General features: G+C 49.0%; 20 protein-coding genes, 1 rRNA gene, 1 other RNA gene and 2 pseudogenes. 21 read left to right on the plus strand and 3 right to left on the minus strand.

The annotated features are described in order from the left end of the window. Positions 1-172 precede the first annotated feature (172 nt). A complete protein-coding gene (locus DFP97_RS28345) occupies positions 173-2,284 on the minus strand; it encodes a transglycosylase domain-containing protein (RefSeq protein WP_181873710.1) in 2,112 nt (703 codons plus the stop codon). Positions 2,285-2,467: 183 nt separating this feature from the next. On the opposite strand from DFP97_RS28345, the gene speE reads away from it, so the two are divergent. The 6 genes from speE (at position 2,468) to argS (ending at position 9,524) form a co-directional block, all read left to right on the plus strand. Then, on the plus strand, positions 2,468-3,295 hold the full coding sequence (gene speE, locus DFP97_RS28350; RefSeq protein ID WP_114384028.1) for a polyamine aminopropyltransferase: 828 nt from the start codon (positions 2,468-2,470) through the stop codon (positions 3,293-3,295). Positions 3,296-3,332: 37 nt separating this feature from the next. Continuing rightward, the gene (speB, locus tag DFP97_RS28355; RefSeq protein ID WP_114384029.1) at positions 3,333-4,202 is read left to right on the plus strand and encodes an agmatinase; all 870 of its coding nucleotides are present in this window, start codon (positions 3,333-3,335) and stop codon (positions 4,200-4,202) included. Positions 4,203-4,463: 261 nt separating this feature from the next. Further along, on the plus strand, positions 4,464-6,665 hold the full coding sequence (locus tag DFP97_RS28360) for a bifunctional 2',3'-cyclic-nucleotide 2'-phosphodiesterase/3'-nucleotidase (RefSeq protein WP_114384048.1): 2,202 nt from the start codon (positions 4,464-4,466) through the stop codon (positions 6,663-6,665). A gap of 129 nt (positions 6,666-6,794) precedes the next feature. Beyond that, on the plus strand, positions 6,795-7,304 hold the full coding sequence (locus DFP97_RS28365; RefSeq protein ID WP_114384030.1) for a DNA-deoxyinosine glycosylase: 510 nt from the start codon (positions 6,795-6,797) through the stop codon (positions 7,302-7,304). Positions 7,305-7,383: 79 nt separating this feature from the next. After that, positions 7,384-7,845, plus strand: coding sequence for a YwiB family protein (locus tag DFP97_RS28370; protein WP_114384031.1), 462 nt, complete (start codon positions 7,384-7,386; stop codon positions 7,843-7,845). After that, positions 7,845-9,524 (plus strand): arginine--tRNA ligase, encoded by a 1,680-nt coding sequence (gene argS / locus DFP97_RS28375; RefSeq protein WP_114384032.1) that lies wholly within the window; start codon positions 7,845-7,847, stop codon positions 9,522-9,524. The genes DFP97_RS28370 and argS overlap by 1 nt, the downstream gene beginning before the upstream one ends. 29 nt (positions 9,525-9,553) lie before the next feature. Here argS and DFP97_RS28380 read toward each other — a convergent pair whose 3' ends face one another. Next, the gene (locus DFP97_RS28380; RefSeq protein ID WP_245976636.1) at positions 9,554-10,690 is read right to left on the minus strand and encodes a S8 family peptidase; all 1,137 of its coding nucleotides are present in this window, start codon (positions 10,688-10,690) and stop codon (positions 9,554-9,556) included. A 426-nt stretch (positions 10,691-11,116) separates the two neighbouring features. Between DFP97_RS28380 and rpoE the strand changes: the two are divergent. Further along, positions 11,117-11,332: pseudogene (gene rpoE, locus DFP97_RS32370) on the plus strand (DNA-directed RNA polymerase subunit delta); the annotation flags it as partial. A gap of 116 nt (positions 11,333-11,448) precedes the next feature. Here the strand turns inward: rpoE and DFP97_RS32375 are convergent. After that, positions 11,449-11,658, minus strand: a pseudogene (locus DFP97_RS32375) (hypothetical protein); the annotation flags it as partial. A gap of 414 nt (positions 11,659-12,072) precedes the next feature. On the opposite strand from DFP97_RS32375, the gene DFP97_RS28390 reads away from it, so the two are divergent. The 14 genes from DFP97_RS28390 to DFP97_RS28455 form a co-directional block, all read left to right on the plus strand. Then, positions 12,073-13,677, plus strand: a complete 1,605-nt coding sequence (locus tag DFP97_RS28390) for a CTP synthase (protein WP_114384034.1) — start codon at positions 12,073-12,075, stop codon at positions 13,675-13,677. Positions 13,678-13,826: 149 nt separating this feature from the next. Beyond that, complete coding sequence (locus DFP97_RS28395) at positions 13,827-14,231, plus strand: response regulator (protein ID WP_114384050.1); 405 nt, start codon at positions 13,827-13,829, stop codon at positions 14,229-14,231. 429 nt (positions 14,232-14,660) lie between these two features. Next, complete coding sequence (locus DFP97_RS28400; RefSeq protein ID WP_114384035.1) at positions 14,661-15,929, plus strand: UDP-N-acetylglucosamine 1-carboxyvinyltransferase; 1,269 nt, start codon at positions 14,661-14,663, stop codon at positions 15,927-15,929. Between the two features lie 122 nt (positions 15,930-16,051). Next, on the plus strand, positions 16,052-17,386 hold the full coding sequence (gene rho, locus DFP97_RS28405) for a transcription termination factor Rho (RefSeq protein ID WP_114384036.1): 1,335 nt from the start codon (positions 16,052-16,054) through the stop codon (positions 17,384-17,386). A gap of 21 nt (positions 17,387-17,407) precedes the next feature. Continuing rightward, the gene (locus DFP97_RS28410; RefSeq protein WP_114384037.1) at positions 17,408-18,661 is read left to right on the plus strand and encodes a radical SAM family protein; all 1,254 of its coding nucleotides are present in this window, start codon (positions 17,408-17,410) and stop codon (positions 18,659-18,661) included. 145 nt (positions 18,662-18,806) lie between these two features. Further along, the gene (rpmE, locus tag DFP97_RS28415; RefSeq protein ID WP_114384038.1) at positions 18,807-19,004 is read left to right on the plus strand and encodes a 50S ribosomal protein L31; all 198 of its coding nucleotides are present in this window, start codon (positions 18,807-18,809) and stop codon (positions 19,002-19,004) included. 82 nt (positions 19,005-19,086) lie between these two features. Beyond that, entirely contained in the window at positions 19,087-19,500 is a 414-nt protein-coding gene (locus DFP97_RS28420; RefSeq protein ID WP_114384039.1) for a hypothetical protein, read from the plus strand. A 71-nt stretch (positions 19,501-19,571) separates the two neighbouring features. Then, positions 19,572-19,839: signal recognition particle sRNA large type (ffs, locus tag DFP97_RS28425), an RNA gene on the plus strand. Positions 19,840-20,057: 218 nt separating this feature from the next. Continuing rightward, positions 20,058-21,854, plus strand: coding sequence for a DNA polymerase III subunit gamma/tau (gene dnaX / locus DFP97_RS28430; RefSeq protein ID WP_114384051.1), 1,797 nt, complete (start codon positions 20,058-20,060; stop codon positions 21,852-21,854). Between the two features lie 24 nt (positions 21,855-21,878). Beyond that, the gene (locus DFP97_RS28435; RefSeq protein ID WP_114384040.1) at positions 21,879-22,190 is read left to right on the plus strand and encodes a YbaB/EbfC family nucleoid-associated protein; all 312 of its coding nucleotides are present in this window, start codon (positions 21,879-21,881) and stop codon (positions 22,188-22,190) included. 40 nt (positions 22,191-22,230) lie between these two features. Then, positions 22,231-22,830: a recombination mediator RecR gene (recR, locus tag DFP97_RS28440; protein WP_114384041.1), complete on the plus strand. Its 600-nt coding sequence runs from the start codon at positions 22,231-22,233 to the stop codon at positions 22,828-22,830. 183 nt (positions 22,831-23,013) lie between these two features. After that, the gene (locus DFP97_RS28445; protein WP_245976634.1) at positions 23,014-23,262 is read left to right on the plus strand and encodes a DUF2508 family protein; all 249 of its coding nucleotides are present in this window, start codon (positions 23,014-23,016) and stop codon (positions 23,260-23,262) included. Then, positions 23,259-23,522: a pro-sigmaK processing inhibitor BofA family protein gene (locus DFP97_RS28450; RefSeq protein ID WP_114384042.1), complete on the plus strand. Its 264-nt coding sequence runs from the start codon at positions 23,259-23,261 to the stop codon at positions 23,520-23,522. Before DFP97_RS28445 ends, DFP97_RS28450 begins: the two co-directional genes overlap by 4 nt. Before the next feature lie 291 nt (positions 23,523-23,813). Continuing rightward, positions 23,814-23,998 (plus strand): 16S ribosomal RNA (locus DFP97_RS28455); the annotation flags it as partial.

A 23,998-nucleotide genomic window follows, 5' to 3' on the forward strand; every position in this document is an offset into this window, starting at 1 on the left:
ACTCCCGATAAATTGTAAGTGTTTTCTTATGTTTACTATATCACAACATTGTGCTTTTGTTCAAAGAATATTCACTTTTTGATCATAAATCGGACAAAAATGTGCGAAGGTCACAGCAGCTCGCTGGCCGGAAGCAGCTTTATCCTCCCCGATAGAGGAGGATGAAGCTCCGTTAGTCGGTCCACCAACGCTTCAAATCAGCCCACCAAGAATGATGTCCAGCATCTTTGGCGCCGCCGTTTTTCCCCGATTTTCCGCCGGCTTCGCCCGCAGCCGCCGGTTCGCCGCATACCTCGGTCGGCTCTGTGCCGCTGATGAAGGTTTCCAGCCGCTTATTCGGGCAGGTGTCGGCGGCCAGCTTGCCGCTGGTCGGATCGATATACACATTGACGACGCCTTCGGGAATAGGAAAAATCTTTGGCGGTACGGCGGATAGCGCCTGCTCCGTAAACTTGGCGAAAATAGGCGCAGCCCGATACGCTTCGGCTACCGTGAGCTTGCGGTCCTTGTCGTAGCCGACCCATACGGCGGTTGCCAGCTCAGGCGTGTAGCCGACGAGCCAAGCATCGGTGGGGGTCGTGCCTGTCTTGCCGGCTACCGGCCGTTTAATAATAGAGGATACCCGGAAGCCTGTGCCGCCTTCATCGAATACGCTCTCCATTAAGCTGGTCATCACATAAGCCTCTGCCGGCGCGACTACTTGCTCCGCCTCACGCTCTGCTTCATATAATACTTCACCCTTGCGGTCCTCGATCCGGATAATGGCGACCGGCTCGACATGGATGCCGCCATTTGCGAACGTACCGAATGCGGAAGCCATTTCGAACGGACTGACCGGAAACGTGCCGAGGGCTAGTGATGGAACGGGCTGCATCGGACTTTCGATGCCAAGCTTTCTGGCCGTGTCGATAACTTTATCAGCGCCTACTGTCATAATCGTGTTAACTGCATATATATTGTCCGAGCCTGCGAGTGCCTGACGCATATCGATAAAGTCATTTAAGTATTTGTCGCCGTAGTTATGCGGTTCATAGGTTTTGCGTCCTTCGTCATAAGTGAACACGGTTGGTTCACTTTTGAAGCGGGTGACGGGCGACATGAAGCCGCTTTGCAGAGCGGTCAAATACAAGAATGGCTTGAACGAGGAGCCGGGCTGACGCGTTTTGGCGAACACGCGATTATATTGATTCGTCTTATAGTCCCTTCCTCCGACCATTGCTTTAATGTAGCCGCTGCGCGGATCAATAGCGATAAGCGCCGCCTGCTGCTCGGAGCTCTCAGGCAATCCTTTCGCAATGACCTCTTCGGCGGCCGCCTGCGCAACGGGATCAAGTGTCGTATGAATCGTAATGCCGCCCTCATTGAGCAAGCGCTCGTTTATGCCGAGCTTGTCGACCGCAATGTATCGGATATAGTCGCGAAAATAAGGAGCGAAGCCTTCCTGCTGGCCTGAGCCCAGCGTCTGAAAGTTCAGAACCTCCGCATAAGCGGCGTCTGCTTGCTCCGACGTGATGGAGCCGCCTTCGAGCATGGCCTGCAAAATCGTCAGCTGCCGGTCCTTTGCATTTTTCATATTCAAGTAGGGGGAATAATATTTCGGGCCCTTCGGAATGCCCGCCAGCATGGCGCTCTCGGCGAGCGTAAGCTCTGACGCGTGTTTATTGAAATACATCATCGCCGCTGCTTCAATACCGTACGAGCCGTGGCCATAATAAATCTGATTCAAATACATGCCGAGAATTTCATCCTTGGAGTAGCTCATCTCGAGCTGTACGGTATACATCGCTTCCTTCACTTTGCGCTGCCACGTCCGCTCATGCGTCAAATACAAATTACGCGCGAGCTGCTGCGTAAGCGTGCTTGCGCCTTGTCTGGCTGAGAAGCTTTGGACGTTGACCATCACGGCGCGCGCCATACCCTTCATATCAAAGCCTCTATGGTCGTAGAAGCGCCGATCCTCAATCGCAAGGGTCGCATCAATGACGTAATGGGATATATCTGCAAGCTGTACGGAGCGGCGGTTCTCGCCGGCATGGAACGTGTCGATAACGTTGCCATGCAGATCGATCATTTGCGAAGTTTGGCTGACGGTGGCGACAGGCAGCGATTGCATGCGCAAATAAATAAGCGTGCCAATGAATATGAGCAAGAATAAGGTAAATGCTGCGGCAGTCCACCGCATCCATTTTTTCATTTTTAGAACATGGGGAAGAAACCTCTCGGTTATAATAGGAAAAGCAGATCGGCGGCGGGGCTTGCCCTGCCGGTTGGAAGGCTTATTCATGGAGCAGGCTCCCTTCAGCGCAAAGCATTACTTTTCCTTAGTATGGAAAAACGGGGAACTCGCTATTCACGCGTAGCGGGCGTATCATGAATTTTTTGTATAATGGCTTGGAAAAGGTTGCTTTTTTGGCCTGATTTACTATAATACAGGTTGAACCATTGACGGAAAGAAGGGATTTACGAGATGGAATTGTGGTATACGGAAAAACAAACAGAGAGCTTCGGCATTACGGCGAAGATAACTAAAACTTATGTAAATGAACAAACTGACTTTCAACAGCTGGATATGATCGAGACCGAAGAGTTCGGAACGATGCTCGTGCTTGACGGCATGGTAATGACAACGGTGAAGGACGAGTTCGTCTATCATGAAATGGTTGCGCATCCCGTGCTTTTCACGCACCCGAATCCGGAGCACGTACTAGTAGTGGGCGGCGGAGACGGCGGCGTTATCCGCGAAGTGATGAAGCATCCGAAAGTGAAGAAAGCCGTTCTTGTTGATATCGACGGCAAAGTTATCGAATACTCCAAAAAATATTTGCCAACGATCGCGGGCGAGCTCGACAATCCGCGCGTTGAAGTGCTTGTGAACGACGGCTTCATGCATATTCACGATCATAAAAACACATACGACGTTATTATGGTTGACTCCACAGAGCCCGTTGGCCCTGCTGCGAACCTGTTTACACGCGGTTTCTACCAAGGCATTTATGAGGCGTTGAAGGAAGACGGCATTTTCGTTGCGCAAACGGACAATCCTTGGTTTAAATCGGATCTGATCCAAAGCGTCAACAAAGACGTGAAGGAAGTGTTCCCGATCGTACGTGTGTACGGTGCGAACATCCCAACTTACCCAAGCGGCTTATGGACCTTTACAATGGGCAGCAAAAAGTACGATCCGACTGCGGTTGACGAGTCGTCCATTCCGGAAATCGATACAAAATATTACACGCCGCGCCTTCACAAAGCAGCATTCGTACTGCCTAAATTTGTTGAAGACCTCGTGAAATAAACGAGCAGCTACGCATAAGAAAGAGAGGACCAGCCTCATGAAATTGGATCAAAAATATTCCGGCAACGTCTTCATCCTGAGCTCCGACGATTACGAAGCTTCCAAAGCGGTTATCTACGGCATGCCGATGGATTTTACCGTCAGCTTCCGCCCGGGATCGCGTTTCGGCCCTCCCCGCATCCGCGAGGTATCGATCGGATTGGAGGAATACAGCCCTTATCTAGACCGCAGCCTTGAAGATATCGAATATTTCGATGCGGGGGATTTGCTGCTTCCATTCGGCAACGCTGCACGCAGTCTCGAGATTATCGGTGAATTTGTGCGCGGCGTTCTGGCTGACGGCAAAATGCCTCTGGGTCTCGGCGGCGAGCATCTTGTATCCTGGCCGGTCTTCCAGGAGGTGTATGCGAAGTATCCGGACCTGGCTATCATTCACTTCGACGCTCACGCCGACCTGCGTGAACAGTATGAAGGAGAGCCGTTATCCCACTCTACGCCGCTGCGCAAAGCGGCAGGGCTAATGGGCGGAAAAAACATTTACCAGTTCGGTATTCGTTCGGGCTCCCGCGAGGAGTGGCAGTATGCGCGCGAGAACATCAACTTCCATCCGTTTGAAGTATTGGAGCCGCTGAAGAAGGTGCTTCCGGAGCTCGCTGGCCGTCCCGTTTACTTGACGATCGACATCGATGTGCTTGATCCTTCCGCAGCGCCTGGCACAGGAACCGCGGAAGCGGGAGGCATTACGTCGAAGGAGCTTATTGAAGCGGTTCATGCGATCGCCCGCTCCGGCGTTAACGTAGTCGGCTGCGACCTTGTAGAGGTCGCGCCTGCGTACGATCCGACGGAGCAAACGCAAATCGTCGCGGCGAAGGTTATCCGCGAAATGCTGCTCGGCTTTATGAAATAACGGTTTAGCAAAGCTATATCTAAACGCATAACATGCTCCTTAACTCATAACCGCCGGCAGCCGCCGTGCGGTTTCTTTGTGTGTTCTCTTTTGCCTAGTCCATATGTGTTTAATAAGATTACAAAAAAGTGAATGACAATTCTGAATATTTAAACTATTATATTTATGGCAAAGATTGGATCACCATGTGCTGACATCCGGGCATTTTATATATAAAAGAAAATGAAGGAGGAGTAATTGTTGGAGAAACCGTACAAAGCAATGTGGAAGGGCGCACTTGCAGCGGCGCTTTCCGTCACCCTCGCGGCTATGCCGCTCGCCGTGTCTGCGGAAACGGGCGATGGCAATACCGTGCATTTGCGTATCATGGAAACGTCGGACCTGCATGTCAACGTGATGAATTATGATTATTTTGCGGACAAGCCTACCGACGAATACGGACTGGCGAAGACGGCATCGCTCATCAAGAAGGCGCGGGAGGAAGTGCCTAACAGCCTTCTGTTCGACAATGGCGATTTGATTCAAGGCAATCCGCTGGGCGATTATGTCGCGACGGTGGACAAGCTTCAGCAGGGTGAGACTCATCCGGTGTATAAAGCGATGAATCTGCTCGATTATGATGCGGGCAACTTAGGCAATCATGAATTCAATTATGGCCTTTCCTTCTTGGAAACATCGCTTGCGGGGGCGGAATTCCCTTATGTGAATGCGAACATTTATAAGTTTGACGGAGATGCGGACGAGACGAATGATAAAAACCTGTTCACGCCGTATCTTATTCTGGATAAGGAAGTGACGGATGGCGCAGGTGCGAAGCACCAGCTAAAGGTAGGCGTAATCGGCTTCGTGCCGCCTCAAATCACGCAATGGGATAAAGCGCATTTGGAAGGAAAGGTTACGGTCAAAGATATCGTGAAGACGGCCGAGAAGTTTGTGCCGGAAATAAAGGCAAAGGGAGCGGATCTTATTGTCGCTATTCCGCATTCGGGCTTTGAGGATATTCCGCAGACGCCATTAATGGAGAACTCAGTGCTCTATTTGAGTAAAGTAGCCGGTATTGACGCTATTCTGTTCGGCCATGCGCACAAAGTGTTCCCTGACAAATCATTTGAAGGCAAGACAGGCGTCGACCTCGTCAAAGGAACGATCAACGGCGTCCCTTCCGTTGAGCCGGGTTACTGGGGCAATAACCTTGGCATCATTGATTTGACGCTGCAGAAGAAGGACGGGAAGTGGGCGGTCGTCGATTCCAAGACTGCAGTTAAGCCCATCTTTGACACGGTTAACAAGGTGCCGCTCGTTGAAGCGGATCAGTCGGTCGTTGATGCGGTCAAGGAAGATCATGAGCATACGCTTGAATATGTGCGTGGACCCGTCGGTAAGACCACCGCGCCAATTAACAGCTGGTTTGCGCTCATTCAAGACGACCCTTCCATTCAGATCGTGACGAATGCGCAAAAATGGTATGTCGAAAAGCATTTGCAAGGAACGGAATACGAGGGTATCCCGGTGTTGTCAGCTGGAGCGCCGTTCAAGGCGGGAGGCCGCCAAGGTCCAAACTATTATACAAATATTAAAGCAGGAGATATTGCGATTAAGAACGTTGCCGACTTGTATTTATATTCCAATACGGTTAATGCGTTACTCGTTACTGGAGCCGAGCTAAAGGAGTGGTTGGAGTGGTCTGCCGGCCAGTTCAAGCAGATCGATCCGGCAAGCACGGAGAAGCAAGAGCTTATAAATTATGATTTTCCAACGTACAACTTTGATGTGATCGACGGAGTGACTTATCAGATCGACGTCACCAAGCCGCCGAAGTATGAACCGAACGGTACGCTAAGGAACGAAGGCGCCAAAAGGATCGTCAACCTGCAATTCGGCGGAAATCCGATTAAAGCAGATCAAAAATTCATTGTCGCATCAAACAACTATCGCGCGTCCTCCAGCAAATTTGCTAATCCTGACGGCAAACGAATTATTCTGGCTGCGCCAGACGAGAACCGTCAAGTCGTTATTGATTACATCCGCTCCTTCAAGACGATCAATCCGGCTGCAGACGGCAACTGGTCGCTTGCGTCCATTAACGACAAGGTAAATGTCACATTCAAGACATCGCCGGATGCGAAGGCTGCAGACGAAGCGAACAAGGCGATTGCGTTCACTGCCGATACGGAGGACGGCTATGCTGAGTTTAAGCTGGATCTGAGACCGCAGGCTGTAGTGAAGCCGGCAGAGCCGACAAAACCAGAGGTGAAGCCAACAGAGCCTGTGAAGCCCGGAAAGCCGGCAACGACGTCGCCGCAGACCCCTCACGAGACTGTATATACGGTCAAAACAGGGGATACCTTGTATGGGATTGCTTTGAAGCATGGCACGTCTTGGCAGAAGCTGGCCAGCTATAATAAGCTGAAAAACCCACATCTCATCTATCCTGGGCAAAAGATTAAGATACCGGCCAAATAAAGAACCCGCATTGATAATAAGACGTTTTCCGCGTAATCTTAGCGGAAAGCGTCTTTTGCTGTTTGCGAAGGATTTGTTTTTCCTATCCGGGCCAGACTTATCTTATAGGAAATACAGGAGGAATAAACAATGCGTATACATTCATTCCCGCCGGTAATTGATGAGCGGGCCCGCGTCCTTATCCTTGGTACAGCGCCTAGCGTCAAATCGCTGGAGTTCGGACAGTTTTACGGACATCCCCAAAATTATTTATGGCGTATCGTTTACGGTTTATTCGGTGCAGGGACACCGGATGACAATTATTCGAACCGGCTGGCATTTCTGAAGGAGCATAGGCTGGCGCTGTGGGATGTGATCGAATCGTGCGAACGCGAAGGCAGCCTAGACATGAACATCCGGGCAGAGGTCCCCCAAAAGCTGCCGGAGCTAATAGCGAGGTATCCGCAGCTGAGCTGCTTCGCATTTAACGGGGCCAAAGCTTATGATACTTTTCATAAATTTTACCGCAATCATGAAAGCTTTCAAGATATTGCGCTATTGAAGCTTCCTTCGACGAGTCCGATTCCGACGCCGCGGATGCGAACGCTCGAGGATCGTCTGGAGGCGTGGCGGGAAATTGTCCCTTATACCGAAACTTAAGCCCTCTCTAGCGTTGAAATTAAGATGCTTCCTGTATATAGTAGTTACATACGATTAGAATGATAACAGGAGCAAGATTATGGGAGATAGCAAGAAAGTGCGGATTACACTGAAAAGCATGCAGGACGGAAGCTTGAGCACCCACTCGTATGAAGGCGAATGGTTTCGCAAGGAGCGGTCGATATTCATCCGTTACAGCGAGCAGGCGGTAGAAGGCGACCCGAATGCCGGCGAAGTGCGTACGCTTGTGCGTTACCGGCCGGACGAGCTGTCTATCGTGCGGCGCGGCGTCATAGAATCGGAGCAGCTGTTCGCGCCCGGGCGGAGGCGTTCGGGTCATTACCGTTCGCGGGCGGCGTCATTCCCGCTCGAAACGGAAACGCTGCAGTTGTCGCTGCAAGCGTCGGACCGTAACGCGGATGCGGAACAATTGCCGTCGAAGCTGCCATTCACGCTGGAATGGAAGTACGAACTGCATGTTAGCGATCAAATGTCGGGCCGTTTCCATATACGGCTCCATATACAGGAGGAACTCAATTAATGAACGCAAATGTACTCGACAAAATGTATGAACAGGTCAAGTCGGCTATTGCCGATGCAGCGGTAGCTGCGGGCCTCGCGGCTCGGGAGGAGCTTCCCGCTTTCGTGCTGGAGGTGCCAAAGGACAAATCGCACGGCGACTTGGCGACGAATGCCGCGATGCAGCTGACGAAGCTGGCGAAGCGTAACCCGCGTCAAATCGCGGAAGCGATTATCGCGAATTTGGATACCAAGCAGGCTTCGATTCAAGCGGCGGAGATTGCGGGGCCGGGTTTTATTAATTTCCGTATGGATAAGAGTTATCTTTATCCGGTTGTAGGCGAAGCGCTGCAAGCGGGCGAGGATTATGGACGTATCGTAGAAGGCAACAATAAACGGGTGCAAGTGGAGTTTGTTAGCGCGAATCCAACGGGCAGCCTGCATCTCGGACATGCCCGCGGTGCAGCGGTTGGCGACGCGTTGTGCAACGTTCTCGATTTTGCGGGATATGACGTGACGCGCGAATACTATATCAACGATGCAGGTAAGCAAGTAGAGAACCTGGCCGTTTCTATCGAAGCGCGGTATCGTCAAGCGCTTGGGCAATCAGCCGACATGCCGGAGGACGGTTATTACGGTGAAGATATTATCGGATTCGCCAAGCTGCTAGTAGAGCAAGAGGGAGACCGCTTGCTTGAGCTGCCTGATCAAGAGCGGTTTACGTTTTTCCGCCAGTTCGGCTTGGAGCGGGAGCTGGATAAAATTAAACGCGATCTGGGACGCTTCCGCGTAGGCTTCGATGTTTGGTACAGTGAAACCGCGCTCTATGAAAGCGGCCAAGTGGAGCAAGGGCTTGAAGCGCTCAAAGCGACAGGACATGTGTACGAGGAAGAAGGAGCGACGTGGCTGTCCACGATGCCGTTCGGCGACGACAAAAACCGCGTCCTTGTGAAAAATGACGGCTCGTACACCTATTTGACGCCGGATATCGCTTATCACCGGGATAAGTTCAGCCGCGGCTTCGATCAAATGATTAACATCTGGGGCGCCGATCACCACGGCTATATTCCGCGTGTGAAGGCGGCTATGGCAGCGCTCGGCAACGATCCGAATAAACTGACGGTGCTTATAGCCCAGATGGTAAGCTTGTTTCAAAACGGCGAGAAAATGAAAATGTCGAAGCGGACCGGAAAAGCGGTTACGATGGAAGATTTGATGGACGAGGTAGGCGTTGACGCTATTCGTTATTTCTTCTCGATGCGCAGTATGGATTCGCATCTCGATTTCGATATGGACCTTGCTATTTCTACATCCAATGAAAATCCGGTATTTTACGTTCAGTATGCGCATGCGCGGATTTGCAGCATTTTCAGACAAGCGGAGGAGCAGGGGATCGTACTGAAGTCGCCCGATACTATCGATTACAGCAAGCTTGCTGCAGAGGCTGAATTCGATTTATTGCGTAAGATCGGCGAGCTGCCGCAGGAAGTTTCCGAGGCTGCGGCACAATATGCGCCGCATCGTCTCATTCGTTATGTATATGAACTGGCCTCGCAGTTCCATAGCTATTATAGAGCCGAGCGTGTCATTACAGAGGATGCTGAACAGACACAGGCTCGCCTCGCTTTGCTCGGAGCAGTCCGTATTTCCATTGCGAATGTGCTGCGCTTAGTCGGCGTATCCGCGCCTGAACGGATGTAGTCTGTAATAAAATAAAACAAACCGTGGATTTAAGCTTTTTCCACGGCTTGCAGCATACGCATTACGTCAAGCTCGCCGATCGTTCGGCGGGCTTTGTTGCCTCTAAGCGGCTGTATGGAGCGCTTAATGATATTCTTTATTTCAGTCGGTGTCAGCTCCGGCTTCATTGCGAGCAGAAGGGCAATCGCTCCGCTGACGTGGGAGGTGGCCATGGAGGTTCCGCTCATTTCATGGTATTTGCCTTGCAGCCAGGCAGAAACAATTTTATCACCTGGTGCATATACATCAATATAGGTGCCGCGGTTGCTGAATGGAGCGACACGGCGAAGCTTTGTTGTAGCGCCAACCGATATGGTTTGAGGGTAGCGTGCAGGATAATCTACGGAGCGGCGTTTTCCGTCATTGCCTGAGGAGGCTACGATTATAATGCCGGCATTATGTGCATTAATGACTGCGCCGAGCAGCGCTTTGCTTCTTGTTTTCATACCGAAGCTCATGTTGATGACGTTCATGCGATTTCGGACACACCATTCAATACCGAGAATAATGTCGGATACGAAGGCGCTCCCATTGTGATCGAAAGCTTTAACAGGGGAAATAAGTGAACGAGGAGCTACGCCGATCATGCCCTTCAGCTGGTTTGCTGCTGCAATCGTTCCGGCGATATGCGTTCCATGACCGTTGTCATCATGCGGAAGCATGCTTCTGTTAAGCAAATTGATGCCTCTCGACAGCGATTGACGTAAGTCGGGGTGATTAAAATCGACACCGGTATCAATGACGCCGACCTTGATGTGATGGCCGGTCGTCGTACTCCATGCTAGAGGGGCTTTGATTTGTGACACGCCCCATGGAATACCTTTCTCTACAGCAATCGACTTTTGCGTAGAGGCATGAACGCTGATTTTGCAGTCCTTTTCAATCCATACTCGTCCCGAGAAACACTCAAGCGTCTCCTCGGCCGGCAGCCGGCAAGATATACCGCGAATAGTCGGCATTTGTCTAATGCTCTTTTGAGGGGATGACGACGATGGGACTTCCGGCAATTGCTGTATGAAACGCCGGTAGTCGCTCACATGCTGAAAGCGAATGATGCGCTTTTCTGTCGCTGTGTCCGTACAAGCCATCGTATCCTGCAGCAAGCGGATAAAAGCGGCGGTATCCAAATTTGGTTTCCCTCCCGACGGACGATGCTGAACTATTGTATGAACGAGCGCTGCAAACTGCATGAGCAACTTGCCTTTTTTCATATAATTAGGCTTGAATCCGTGTCAAAAATCGATACTGGACATAGTATGAACAAAGAGTTCTCAGGGGCTCTTACGTCCCCGATGCGCGAGGCTCGTGTCGAGGCCGGCAGGATACAGTCAAAACGGAGGGATATTCCCTTCGTTTTTTGCTTTTGCGTCCAAGCTGTAAAGGCAGTCCTTGTGGCCGCTTGCTTTTTTGCAGGAAATAGGTTTTACTATACTTTGACTAGCGTAATCGGCAATGAACAAGTACATAAATTAATTGGCAAGAGAGGATGTGTCCATATGAGCAGCAGCAATTTTACGTTAAAGCTGGATCCTGAACGTATGAAGGAAATGCCTATGGTCGATTTGGCGTTCGAAGTGCTGAAAGCGGCTAATACGCCTTACTATTATCGCGATCTGATGATGGAGATCGCTAAAATACGCGGTCTTTCCGCAGATGGCATCAACCAGTTCATCGCACAAGTGTACACAGAAATCAATATCGATGGCCGTTTCGCATGCGTAGGCAGCAATATGTGGGGATTGAAGCGCTGGTACCCGGTTGAGCGCTCCGAGGATCCTGTAGGCAATGCTAAGCGTACGCGCATCATTAATGATGACGATGATTTAGAGGACGACGATGTATTCGCGGACGAGGAAGAGGATGCGTACGCGGAGCAGGAAGAAGATTATGATGTATTCGACGAGGATCGTGAAGACTTCGAAGAGGCGGAAGAGGAATCGGAAGTCGATGAGGAAGTCGTCATTGATGACGAGGAGATCGACGAGGAAGAGGTCGAAGGCGATTTAGATACTGAAGACGTGGAGTCGGATGACGAAGACGAGTTTGAAGACGATGATGAGGACGATGACAAGTAATTTGCTTGAAATGAAGCAATGCTTCCAAAGGACGGCGACAGCTATTTACGCTTGCGCAAAATCTGTGATGGCAGTTTAGCTTGACAGGCCCTATAAGGGCAGAGTAAACTATTGCATGGGCTTCAGATTCGGTTAACAAATAACGCATACAAGCGTAAGCGGCTGGCACCGTCATTTGGCGGCAAAGCTCGTTTCGCGATGAAATATAAGCAGAGTATAAAATGCAAAATTTATATTTTCTTATATTTTTATATATGCCAAAAGGAAAAGTGCCCCGTTGCTACGGGTGTCACTTTTTTTGTTTGTAGGGAATGGATCTGCAGGATTGATTTCCACAAACTGGATGGATTGGCGGAGTGTATCTGCATCCATGTTTATCGAGTAAATGGGCAAACCTAAACATTAACCATAGGAGCTTGGAGGGTATCATAACAGTGACCAAATATATATTTGTAACCGGCGGCGTAGTATCGTCCTTGGGCAAAGGGATTACAGCGGCCTCGCTTGGTCGATTGCTTAAGAACAGAGGTCTCAAAGTAACGATTCAAAAATTCGATCCTTACATTAACGTGGACCCGGGAACGATGAGTCCATACCAGCATGGCGAAGTGTTCGTCACAGACGACGGCGCTGAAACGGATTTGGATCTAGGTCACTATGAACGCTTCATCGATATTAACCTGTCGAAGAACAGCAATGTGACATCGGGCAAAATTTATTCCAATGTTATTACCAAAGAACGCCGCGGCGACTATTTGGGTGGAACGGTGCAGGTTATCCCGCATATTACGAATGAAATCAAAGACCGCGTGTTCCGAGCTGGCAAAGAAGCTGGTTCCGATGTGGTTATTACAGAAATCGGCGGCACGGTCGGAGACATCGAGAGCTTGCCGTTCTTAGAGGCTATCCGTCAAATAAAAAGCGATATCGGACGCGACAATGTCATGTATATCCATGTTACGCTTATTCCTTATATTAAAGCGGCTGGCGAAGTGAAAACGAAGCCGACGCAGCATAGTGTTAAGGAATTACGCAGCATCGGCATCCAGCCGAATGTTATCGTTTGCCGTACCGAGCATCCGCTTGCTGAAGATTTGAAACGGAAGATCGGACTATTTTGCGATATCGATGCGAATGCGGTTGTGGAGTGCCGCGACGCTTCGACATTATACGAGGTGCCGTTAATGCTTCGCGAGGAAGGGCTTGATGAAATCGTCGTTAACCATTTGAAGCTGACGACAAATCAACCGGATATGCGCGAGTGGGAAAGCCTTGTAGAGCGTGTGAAGTCGCTTCATAAGACGACTGAAATCGCCATTGTAGGTAAATATGTAGCTTTGCATGATGCGTACCTCAGCATTGTAGAATCGCTTGGACATGCTGGTATTGCTGCCGACTCGGAAGTGAAGCTTCGTTGGGTAAACGCAGAGGAGCTTAATGAACAGAACATTGCGGAGGAGCTGCAGGGCGTTCACGGCATTCTTGTTCCTGGAGGCTTTGGCGACCGCGGTATCGAGGGCAAAATTACGGCAATCCGTTACGCCCGCGAACAAAAAATTCCATTCTTTGGCATTTGCCTAGGCATGCAAGTAGCCGTTATTGAATATGCACGCAATGTAGCCGGACTGGATAATGCGAACAGCTCGGAAATTAATCCATCTACGCCGTATCCGGTTATCGACCTTCTGCCGGATCAGAAAGACGTCGAAGATATGGGCGGCACGATGCGCCTTGGCCTTTATCCTTGTAAGCTTGCAACCGGTACGCTTGCGGCGAAGGAATACGGCGAAGAGCTCGTGTATGAGCGTCATCGCCACCGGTATGAGTTCAATAATGAATACCGTGAAGCTATCGAATCGGCAGGCTTGCGTATTTCCGGGACATCACCGGACGGACGTCTCGTAGAAATGGTGGAAATGGATGGTCATCCTTGGTTCTTGGCGGTACAATTCCACCCGGAATTTACATCGAGACCTAATCGTCCGCAGCCGTTGTTCAGAGGTTTTGTAAGTGCAGCACTAAGTTATTCCGGTCAATAATCGACATTTAAGGATAATTGCACATTTTTTAACAGCATCCGATAACTTTTTCTCTCTTCGAGAAGGATTATATACCCACCAAAGCGAATATGTTAATGAATATGGAAGAGTTGGCCATTTTTTGGGTGAAGCTCAGTCGCGGGAGGTATATGGAGTTGGAGAAGAAGAAAGTGTTGATAGTGGATGATCAGAACGGAATTCGTGTGCTTCTAATGGAAGTATTTAGCAGCGAAGGCTATAATACGTTTCAAGCGTCCAATGGAAAGCTGGCTTTGGAAATCGTGAAGAACGACGCTCCCGACCTCGTACTGCTGGACATGAAAATTCCCGGTATGGACGGTTTGGAAATTTTAAAGCACGTAAAGGCTATTGATCGTAATATCAAAGTCATCATGATGACAGCTTATGGTGAGCTAGATATGATTAAAGAAGCGACCGATCTCGGAGCATTAATGCATTTTACGAAGCCTTTCGATATCGATGAGATGCGGATTGCGGTAAACATGCAGCTGCGGGGCGGTAATTCTCCAAGTCGCTTAGCAATAGGCTCTTAAATTTAATTATAAACGGCATCGTTGCTCGCATAGAGACGATGTCGTTTTTTTTTTTTGAGGGCAGGAGTAAAACAAGCTTTACTATTTCAAGGCGCGTTATGTTATAATGACTCAGAATGACAAGTTGGAACGGCTTGTGAATGATAGATAACATTCATGAGGAAGACAACTATGCCACTCGTGTCTATGAAGAATGAATTTTACCGAAGGAAAAAGGAAACAGATTTGTGCGCAAATATTTGACGCCTGCCCCCAATGCGATGAAGACTGTAATCAAGAAAAAATCCGCTTGTTCGGAAGCAACACCAAGCGTAACAATAGGAGCAAGGGATAACAAACCGCCTCATAACGGCAAGTGAGCCATGAGCACGCTTGTCTTGGCGGTTTTTCCTTTATTCTCTTCCAATCTACGGGAGGAACAATAATTAGATGGAGAAATTGATGATACGCGGAGGACGGCCGCTATGTGGTACCGTTCAAATCAGTGGAGCAAAAAATAGTGCAGTCGCACTTGTGCCGGCTGCCTTATTAGCAGAATCAGAAGTAGTTCTAGACAATTTGCCAATAATCAGTGATGTAGCTGTATATAGTGAAATCTTGCAAGAGCTTGGCGCTGTCGTAAAGCGTGATGGCGATATGATGCGTATAGATCCTTCAAAGCTTAGCTCAAAGCCAATGCCTAATGGTAAAGTGAAGTTACTGCGCGCATCGTATTACTTGATGGGTGCAATGCTCGGTAGATTCGGAGAAGCGATGATAGGGCTGCCTGGCGGCTGCAATTTCGAGCCTCGTCCAATCGATCAGCATATTAAAGGGTTCGAAGCATTAGGTGCTACAGTTACAAACGAGCATGGATCAATCCGAATTTCCGCCAAGCAGCTGCGCGGTGCGAAAATTTATCTCGACGTGGCAAGCGTCGGAGCAACCATTAATATTATGCTGGCGGCCTCCCGGGCCCAAGGATTAACGATTATTGAAAATGCGGCAAAAGAGCCTGAAATTATAGATGTAGCTACTCTCCTAAATGCCATGGGCGCCAAAATCAAAGGTGCCGGAACTGAGACGATTCGAATTGAAGGAGTCGCTCGGCTGCACGGTTGCCGCCATTCCATTATTCCCGATCGAATTCAAGCCGGTACGTATATGATTGCAGCTGCCGCGACGCGCGGCGATGTCCTTATTGATAATGTTATTCCAAAGCATCTAGAAGCCATGACCGCAAAGCTTGAAGAAATGGGCGTTCAAGTCATTGAGATGGACGAATCGATTCGAATTGTCGGAGGTCCGGGTTACTCATCGATTGATGTAAAAGCATTGGTGTATCCCGGCTTTCCCACTGATTTGCAATCCCCGATGACGACTTTGCTTACGCAAGCCAAAGGAGTCAGTATTTTGACCGATTATGTGTACGGCACAAGGTTTAAGCATGTGCCTGAGCTTGCCCGCATGGGTGCTAATATTCGTGTTGAAGGACGCTCAGCCGTCATAGAAGGCGGCAAGCTGAATGCTGCTAAGGTACGGGCTGCCGATTTGCGTGCGGGAGCAGCGCTCGTCGTTGCTGCTTTAACCGTAGAGGAAGGCATAACTGAAATATCAGGCGTCGAGTATATTGACCGGGGCTATGATAACTTAGTAGAAAATCTGCGGCGATTAGGTGCGGATGTATGGCGCGAGACAGATTTAGATTCATCATCATAAGGAATAGACGGTGACGGCGCCGTGGAATAGACGGCGCCTAATTCGGCAATGATGGATAATCAGGCCTTTGAATTTACTAGATATACAAGCTAATAATGAAAACTGAATAAAGTGGTGAGAACATGACGGACCTGCAGATCGCAGATCTAGAAGAGATGAAACTAACGGATTTATACAAATTAGCGAAGCAATATCAAATCGCTTATTACGGTACGCTTAAGAAGAAAGAGTTAATATTTGCAATACTTCGCGCTCAAGCGGAGAAGAGCGGCCTGATGTTTATGGAAGGCGTGCTCGATATTTTATCGGAAGGCTTCGGGTTTTTGCGGCCTATTAACTATTTACCGAGTAAGGAAGATATTTATATTTCGGCCTCGCAAATCCGCAGATTTGATTTAAGGAGCGGCGACCTCGTTTCAGGAAAATGTCGACCTCCGAAAGAAAATGAACGTTATTTCGGGTTGCTCCAAGTAAACGCTGTTAATGGAGAAAATCCCGAGACGGCGTCCGAACGCTTACATTTCCCTGCCCTTACTCCTCTTTATCCAGAGAAGAAGCTTGTTCTTGAGACCTCTCAGTCAAAGCTTTCCACTCGAATGATGGATTTGCTCTCACCTGTCGGGCTAGGGCAACGCGGCTTGATCGTTGCGCCACCGAAGACAGGTAAGACACTTCTTCTCAAAGAAATAGCCCACAGCATTTCAGAGAACCGTCCTGATATCGAATTGTTCGTCCTGCTAATTGATGAACGCCCGGAGGAAGTTACAGATATGCAGCGTTCAGTCAAAGGCGAGGTTATCGCGTCTACGTTTGACGAACTGCCGGAAAATCATATTAAAGTAGCGGAGCTCGTTCTCGAAAGAGCGCTGCGCCTTGTTGAACATAAGAAGGACGTTGTCATTTTGATGGACAGCATAACTCGTCTTGCCAGGGCGTATAATTTGGTTATCCCTCCGTCAGGCCGTACGCTTAGCGGCGGTATCGACCCTGCTGCGTTCCACCGTCCAAAACGGTTTTTTGGATCGGCCCGCAACGTTGAGGAAGGCGGCAGCTTGACCATACTCGCGACTGCATTAATTGAGACTGGCTCGCGTATGGATGACATTATTTATGAAGAGTTTAAAGGTACGGGCAATATGGAGCTTCATCTGGATCGTAAGCTTTCCGAGCGCCGTATTTTCCCAGCTCTTGATTTGCGCAGATCAGGTACACGGCGTGAAGAGATGCTTCTTACGAAGGAAGAGCTGGATAAAGTATGGGCGATTCGCAGAGGAATGAACGATTCACTTGAATTTGTCGATAACTTCTTGAAGAAGCTGAAGGAGAGCGAGAACAACGAACAGTTCTTAATGTCTCTTGATACATCAACGGAAGTAAAACCGGAGCGGTCCGGTATCAAAAGCAGTACACCAACGACCAGCAGGCGGCCAACGCCTAGAACAACGCACGGATCGTAAGACCGCAGGAAGGAGGACATCATGAATCTCGTATATGCGGATGTAAACGGAAATGTATTTGATCATCCCGATTTTGTTGCTTTAGGAAGAAGCGGCGATATGATCGTTGAAATTATGGAGGAGGAGCTCATCCCTCTGCCGAATGGAGCGACACTCGTCAGTCTGCCTTTCACGAGGCCGATCGGACTTAATCCGGATACAGGTGAAATGCAGGTTCTGCCCGGCGGTGCTCAGGCTGTCGGAGCATTGCTTCCGCAAGGATTCACCAGGCTTTGCTTGCCAGGATATGTCAAAGCGGATAAGAATGAGAAGCTCCCTTTGTTCGGCTATACGGCTGTCGTATGGAAGGACGGCAATTTCTATGTAACTGCAGAGCAATGCGATGACCCTGAGAGATGGGACCCGTTAAATTGCGATCGGGGAGAACTGGGAATACAGGTGGAGCGTTTGCTCGCCAAATATCCTGAAAACCGGTTGTACAAGCATTTATCGAACTGCGCATTAGGCTATGAATGCCTTACATCCTCCAATACGTTTCTAGGACGCTGGGAGGGCGCTGTTCCCGTATCGTATTCTTGTAATGCAGGCTGCTTCGGTTGTATTTCTGAGCAGCCGGACGACAGCGGTTTTGTCGCTCCGCAGACGCGGATGAACTTCAAGCCGACCGTGGATGAAGTCGTAGAAATTATGCTGGAGCATTTGCGTGAGCCTGATTCCATCATTAGCTTCGGCCAAGGCTGCGAGGGTGAACCGTCGACACAGGCAAAAATTATCGTTGAGGCTATGCAGCGGGTGCGCAGTCAAACGTCGCTCGGCTATATTAATATTAATACGAACGCCGGATTAACTGACTATATGCGGGCGATTGTCGATGCTGGGCTTAATCTTATGCGGGTCAGTACGATCAGTGCGATCGATGAGCATTACAACGCATACTATAAGCCTCGCGGTTACACACTGAAAAATGTCGAGAAGTCGCTTAAGTATGCGTCCGATAAAGGTGTTTACACATCAATCAATTATTTGATATTCCCTGGAGTTACGGATCGTGAAGAAGAGATTGAGGCGATGATCGGGTTCGTCAAGCGTACCGGTCTGAAGCTTATCCAAATGCGCAATCTGAATATTGACCCTGAAAGCTACTTGGAAATTATTCCGAAGGCGCAGGGTGAAATATATGGAATGAAGCAAATGCTCGAAATTTTCCGCGATGAGCTTCCGGACGTTGTTATAGGCTCTTATACACATGTTCCGCCTGCAGCGCTGCTCCGTTAAGGTATAGTAAATCTGGGAAAATTAGTTAGTACCAACATATGAGTGATTATTCATTGCAACTGCAAAACAGTTCATGCTATAATCCGTTATGTGTGATTTTAACTCTGTGTCCGCATGTGACTCAGGGCAGAAAGAGGTGAACGAGATGAAACAAGCTATTCATCCGACATACCACGTCATTACAGCTACTTGCGCTTGCGGCAATTCCTTCGAGACTGGTTCGATTAAACCGAGCCTTCGCGTTGAGGTTTGCTCCGCATGTCACCCATTCTACACGGGTAAGCAAAAGTTCCTGGATGCCGGCGGCCGCGTCGACCGTTTCAAGAAGAAATACGGTATTTAATATCACGGATCGTTCCGCCTTTATTTGGCAGAATACAAGAACCTCCCTCAGCCATCCTATTGGATAGAAGGGAGGTTTTTTGATGTATAAAGAACGTTTTGAACAAAGTAACGATCATCGCTGGAAGCTGGTATCTGTGGCGTTCCTTTGCTTCTTCGCATTGATTGCCGGAGGCTGCGGCCAAACTAACTACGAACATACAAAGACGTATAGCCACGATGGCTACATGGGTTACTCCAACAGTAACCCTAATATGCCCGGGCGGTACATGTCCTTGAATTATGAGGCGGATGGCAACATGGTTGAACAGGTGCTTAAGCCAATTAACGGTATTGAACGCACGCAGGTATATTTTAACGGCACCGATATGCATGTAAATTTACAGGTGAATAAAAATCTGTCAGATGCGGAAGTTGAGCAGCTGTGGGAAAAAGCTCAATCTGTGGTTCAAAGTAATATGCCACGTTACCATGTTCATGTAGAAACAAAAAGATGAGCCGCCGCTTGAAGCTTCCACTTTTCTCCGTGTGTTGCGCTTTAGGACAGAATGGGCTATACTTATTTTTGCCGTGCTAGACGGGGAGGTAGCGGTGCCCTGTAACTCGCAATCCGCTGTAGCGAGGTTGAATTCCTGCTTGAGGTTATGCTGATGTAGGGTCTGGCACTTGCGAGCAGTGTTGACAGTCGGGTCCTCCGCAATGGACGTTTGTGAACCCGGTCAGGTCCGGAAGGAAGCAGCCGTAAGCAAATTAGTTCATGTGCCGGGGGAGTGCCTGGCTCGAGCTGTAGTGCAAGGAAGCCGCCTGGGTCGTATTTATCAGGAGCAGGTGCACGGTTCAATGATTCATTTAATGGAATAACCATAACAAAAGCTACACCTGTGAACGCTGTTCGATTTTTAAGTCGAAGCGGATACAGGTGTTTTTGTTTGCGAATCTTTCAATTTGATATGACGCAGGCGGGCAAAAGAAAGTTTTGCTTGCCACGCAGTTGTTGTATAATAGAGGTATCATTAAAAGTTTTACACCAGGCAAATTGAAAGGAACGGTCCGCGTGTCACATATCGCTTTATATCGAGCCTGGCGTCCGCAGACGTTTCAGGATATGGTCGGACAACAGCATATTATCCAAACCTTACAGAACGCGATTCGTGAACAGCGTGTATCACATGCCTACTTATTTAACGGCCCGCGGGGAACAGGTAAAACGAGCGCTGCAAAAATTTTGGCGAAAGCCGTTAACTGCGAACGCGGTCCGGCTGCTGAGCCATGCAACGAATGCGATGCTTGCCGAGGCATTACGGCTGGGCATATTATGGATGTTATCGAGATTGATGCTGCGTCTAACCGTGGTATTGATGAAATACGTGATATTCGTGATAAAGTCAGATACGCACCTTCTGAAGTGCGGTTCAAAGTTTATATAATAGATGAAGTACATATGCTTACGGCTGAGGCTTTTAACGCCTTGCTCAAGACATTGGAGGAGCCGCCGGGGCATGTTATATTTATCTTGGCGACGACTGAACCGCATAAGCTGCCTGCTACCATTATCTCGCGCTGTCAGCGATTTGATTTCAGGCAGGTTTCGCTTGAAGAGCAAACTGAACGATTGCTCAAGATTTGTCATGAAGAAGGCATACGTGCTGATGAGGATGCAATAGCCTATATTGCTCGGTTATCTGAAGGCGGAATGCGCGATGCAATCAGCTTGCTTGAGCAGGTATCTGCGTTCGGAGGCGACAGCATTACACTCGATGCTGCGGTCGATGTGACCGGCGGAATGGCCGCCGATCACTTTTATGAACTGGCGGAAGCGGTCAAGGACCGTAATGTCGCAGCAGTTATGCCGCTGGTCGAGAGCTTGATGCAAGCCGGCAAAAGCGCAGATAAATGTATGGAAAACTTAATTTATTATTTCCGCGACCTGCTCGTCATGAAGCTTGCGCCTCAAGGTGGAGCGGTAACGGAGCGCGTCGTTGATCCTGAACGGTTCCGTGTAATGGCGGATGCTTTTACTCCCGGGCGTTTGTTCGCTATGATTGATACGCTTAATCGTTATCAAGTAGAGCTAAAGCATGCTTCGCAGCCTCAAACGTTATTTGAAGTGGCGCTGATGAAGCTCTGTACGCTTAATGAGGACCCTGCTTCAGGCGGAACCTCCTCCGGAAGTTCCACACCCTCCGGTGCAACAGCAGCGCCTTCAGCAGAAGTAAGCAGGCTGCGGCAGCAGGTCGAGGCGCTCGAGCGTAAGCTGGAGCAGGCGCTGCAGAATGGGATAGCTGCTGGAGGCGGCCAGCCGGCGGATGGTGGCGCCGCTGCTCGTCAGCCTGCAGCTGCCCGTTCCGCCGCAGTCCGCGGATCATTCGGAGGCGGCTCTGGCGGTGTTTCGCGTGCGACCGTTAAGCTCGATGCGTATTCGGCAGCAGCGGGAAGCGCTGAATCTAATCAAGCCCGCATGAAATGGAGCGAAGTGCTACAGCGTGTGAAAGAGGCGAAGATCACGGTTCATGCCTGGCTGGTGGATGGAGAACCTGTTTCAACGGTCAACGGATCTGTGCTTGTTGCTTTTAAAAATACGATGCATCGGGAAACGACCGAGAAGCAAGCAAATCGCGAAATTATTGAGAAAGTCTTACAGGATGTGCTTGGTGAGCCGCTTCGGCTTGTTACCGTCATGCTGAAGGATTGGCAAGCTGCTGCTTCAGGTGTCAGTGCACAGAAGAGCGAGCCGATGCAGCTTGAACCGGAGTCTGATGGCGCGCCGCAAGCGGCAAGCCGGCCGATTTGGGTAGAAGAGGCTGTAAAGCTTTTTGGCGAAGATTTGGTTGTTGTGAAGGAAAACGAATAAATTCTAATGATGAGGTGACTACAAATGAACAATATGAACCAAATGATGAAGCAAGTAAAGAAGATGCAGGATCAAATGATGAAAGCGCAGGAAGAACTGGAAACCAAGACGGTTGAAGGAACAGCTGGCGGCGGAGTAGTTACTGTAACGTCTAACGGCCACAAAAAGCTCCTTAATATTATAATCAAGCCTGAAGCGGTAGATCCTGAAGATGTCGAAATGCTGCAGGACCTCGTTCTTACAGCGGTTAACGATGCTCTTGCAAAGGTAGATGAGCTGGCGAACAAAGATATGGGCAAGTTTACCGGAGGCATGAAAATTCCGGGATTGTTCTAAGAGGCGTCACGCTTCCGTTTGAAAGGAGCTGTACCTAGTTTTGTATTATCCCGAACCGATAGCGAAATTAATTGATGCTTTTACGCGATTGCCGAGTATTGGGCCCAAAACGGCCGCCCGTCTGGCCTTTCATGTGCTTCGGATGAAGGAAGACGACGTAATTGATTTTGCCAAGGCGCTAGTAAGCGTTAAGCGCAATTTGTTTTATTGTTCGGTTTGCTGCAACATAACGGATACAGATCCGTGCAGAATATGCCAAGATAAGTCGCGTGACAACTCTGTTATATGCGTCGTTCAAGAATCCAAGGATCTCGTTGCTATTGAACGAATGAAGGATTTCCAAGGACATTACCACGTTCTTCAGGGTGCGATTTCCCCAATGGAAGGAATCGGTCCCGACGAAATCCGAATTGCTGAGCTATTAAGACGTTTAAGTGATGAACGGGTACAGGAGCTTATTTTGGCGACGAACCCAAACATTGAAGGGGAAGCCACTGCCATGTATTTATCGAGGCTCGTCAAGCCCTTTGGCATTCGTGTAACCCGTATTGCACACGGCTTGCCTGTCGGCGGTGACCTCGAATACGCAGATGAGGTAACACTCTCTAAAGCATTAGAGGGTCGTCGAGAGTTGAATTAATTTTAGAAGTGCATGCTTACCATACGGCAGGTCAAGGTAACCCTTGACCTGCCGTATTTTTTTGGACCAATATTCTCGCCTGCCATTGTGACATCTGCCCATGTTCGCGTTCTATTCTGCAGTCCAAGCTTATACATATAGAAGAAAGCTGTTAGCAGGCAGGACAAGCGGGAGGGGAAGCATTTGACTAAGCAGAAGCAGAAGACAGATATGATTAATGAGGAACGAATGGAGCGGTTAAGAACGGAAATTGTGGAGGCGCATCAAGAATGGGAAAACGCAAATCGTTTTTTTAACTATGCATCCGGTAAGGATCAGGTTGATTACGCCATCTATGCCATTATTTCTGCTGAAAAAAGGTATGAAATGCTGCTTCGCATCGCAAAACAAACGGACGGAATCTGGCCGGTATGGAAGGGAGCATTCAAATGAAGGCGTTATGGATGTCCATTTTTATAGCTTCATCTATTATGTTGGTGGCCGTTGTCTTACGCAACAGGTTGTCTTGGGGTTGGCTTCGCGGCTTTACGCTGCATCTCGTTCTGGCAGCGGCTTTGTTGTATCTATTAAACTATTCTGAGCTTGTTCCAGGCATGTATATTCCTCTTAATCCTGTAACGATTGGAACAGTGGTTACATTGGGTGTTCCTGGGATAGCTTTAATCATGGGGCTCCAATGGGTAGTTGTTTAAAGAACTTGTAAAAAAGGATTTGCGTAAAAGGTTGACGGGAACAGCGATTATATGCTACATTAGTTCTCGCGCCAAGAGTAAGTGAATGAGCTTTAAAAAAAGATTTAAAAAAAGTACTTGCATTAACTTGGGCATCTGTGATATATTATAAAAGTCGCCGCTGAGAAATACGCGGTTGACACGAAAGAAAAGATTGTTCTTTGAAAACTGAACAACGAGTAATAACTGCCCCGCAAATCCTAACGGATGAGCGGAAAAAGCGATAAAAAAGTAATGAGCAAGTCAAACACCAATTTGGAGAGTTTGATCCTGGCTCAGGACGAACGCTGGCGGCGTGCCTAATACATGCAAGTCGAGCGGATCTTATCCTTCGGGATAAGATTAGCGGCGGACGGGTGAGTAACACGTAGGTAACCTGCCCGTAAGACTGGGATAACATTCGGAAACGAATGCTAATACCGGATACACAGCTTGGT

The organism is Paenibacillus prosopidis, from assembly GCF_003337375.1.
In the GTDB taxonomy this organism is placed as follows: domain Bacteria; phylum Bacillota; class Bacilli; order Paenibacillales; family Paenibacillaceae; genus Pristimantibacillus; species Pristimantibacillus prosopidis.

Bases quoted from the DNA above. Each gene is read 5' to 3' on its own strand.
- DFP97_RS28345 (WP_181873710.1), bottom strand. From the start codon at position 2,284: ATGAATAAGCCTTCCAACCGGCAGGGCAAGCCCCGCCGCCGATCTGCT.
- speE (WP_114384028.1), top strand. From the start codon at position 2,468: ATGGAATTGTGGTATACGGAAAAACAAACAGAGAGCTTCGGCATTACG.
- speB (WP_114384029.1), top strand. From the start codon at position 3,333: ATGAAATTGGATCAAAAATATTCCGGCAACGTCTTCATCCTGAGCTCC.
- DFP97_RS28360 (WP_114384048.1), top strand. From the start codon at position 4,464: ATGTGGAAGGGCGCACTTGCAGCGGCGCTTTCCGTCACCCTCGCGGCT.
- DFP97_RS28365 (WP_114384030.1), top strand. From the start codon at position 6,795: ATGCGTATACATTCATTCCCGCCGGTAATTGATGAGCGGGCCCGCGTC.
- DFP97_RS28370 (WP_114384031.1), top strand. From the start codon at position 7,384: ATGGGAGATAGCAAGAAAGTGCGGATTACACTGAAAAGCATGCAGGAC.
- argS (WP_114384032.1), top strand. From the start codon at position 7,845: ATGAACGCAAATGTACTCGACAAAATGTATGAACAGGTCAAGTCGGCT.
- DFP97_RS28395 (WP_114384050.1), top strand. From the start codon at position 13,827: ATGGAGTTGGAGAAGAAGAAAGTGTTGATAGTGGATGATCAGAACGGA.
- DFP97_RS28400 (WP_114384035.1), top strand. From the start codon at position 14,661: ATGGAGAAATTGATGATACGCGGAGGACGGCCGCTATGTGGTACCGTT.
- rho (WP_114384036.1), top strand. From the start codon at position 16,052: ATGACGGACCTGCAGATCGCAGATCTAGAAGAGATGAAACTAACGGAT.
- DFP97_RS28410 (WP_114384037.1), top strand. From the start codon at position 17,408: ATGAATCTCGTATATGCGGATGTAAACGGAAATGTATTTGATCATCCC.
- rpmE (WP_114384038.1), top strand. From the start codon at position 18,807: ATGAAACAAGCTATTCATCCGACATACCACGTCATTACAGCTACTTGC.
- DFP97_RS28420 (WP_114384039.1), top strand. From the start codon at position 19,087: ATGTATAAAGAACGTTTTGAACAAAGTAACGATCATCGCTGGAAGCTG.
- DFP97_RS28435 (WP_114384040.1), top strand. From the start codon at position 21,879: ATGAACAATATGAACCAAATGATGAAGCAAGTAAAGAAGATGCAGGAT.
- DFP97_RS28450 (WP_114384042.1), top strand. From the start codon at position 23,259: ATGAAGGCGTTATGGATGTCCATTTTTATAGCTTCATCTATTATGTTG.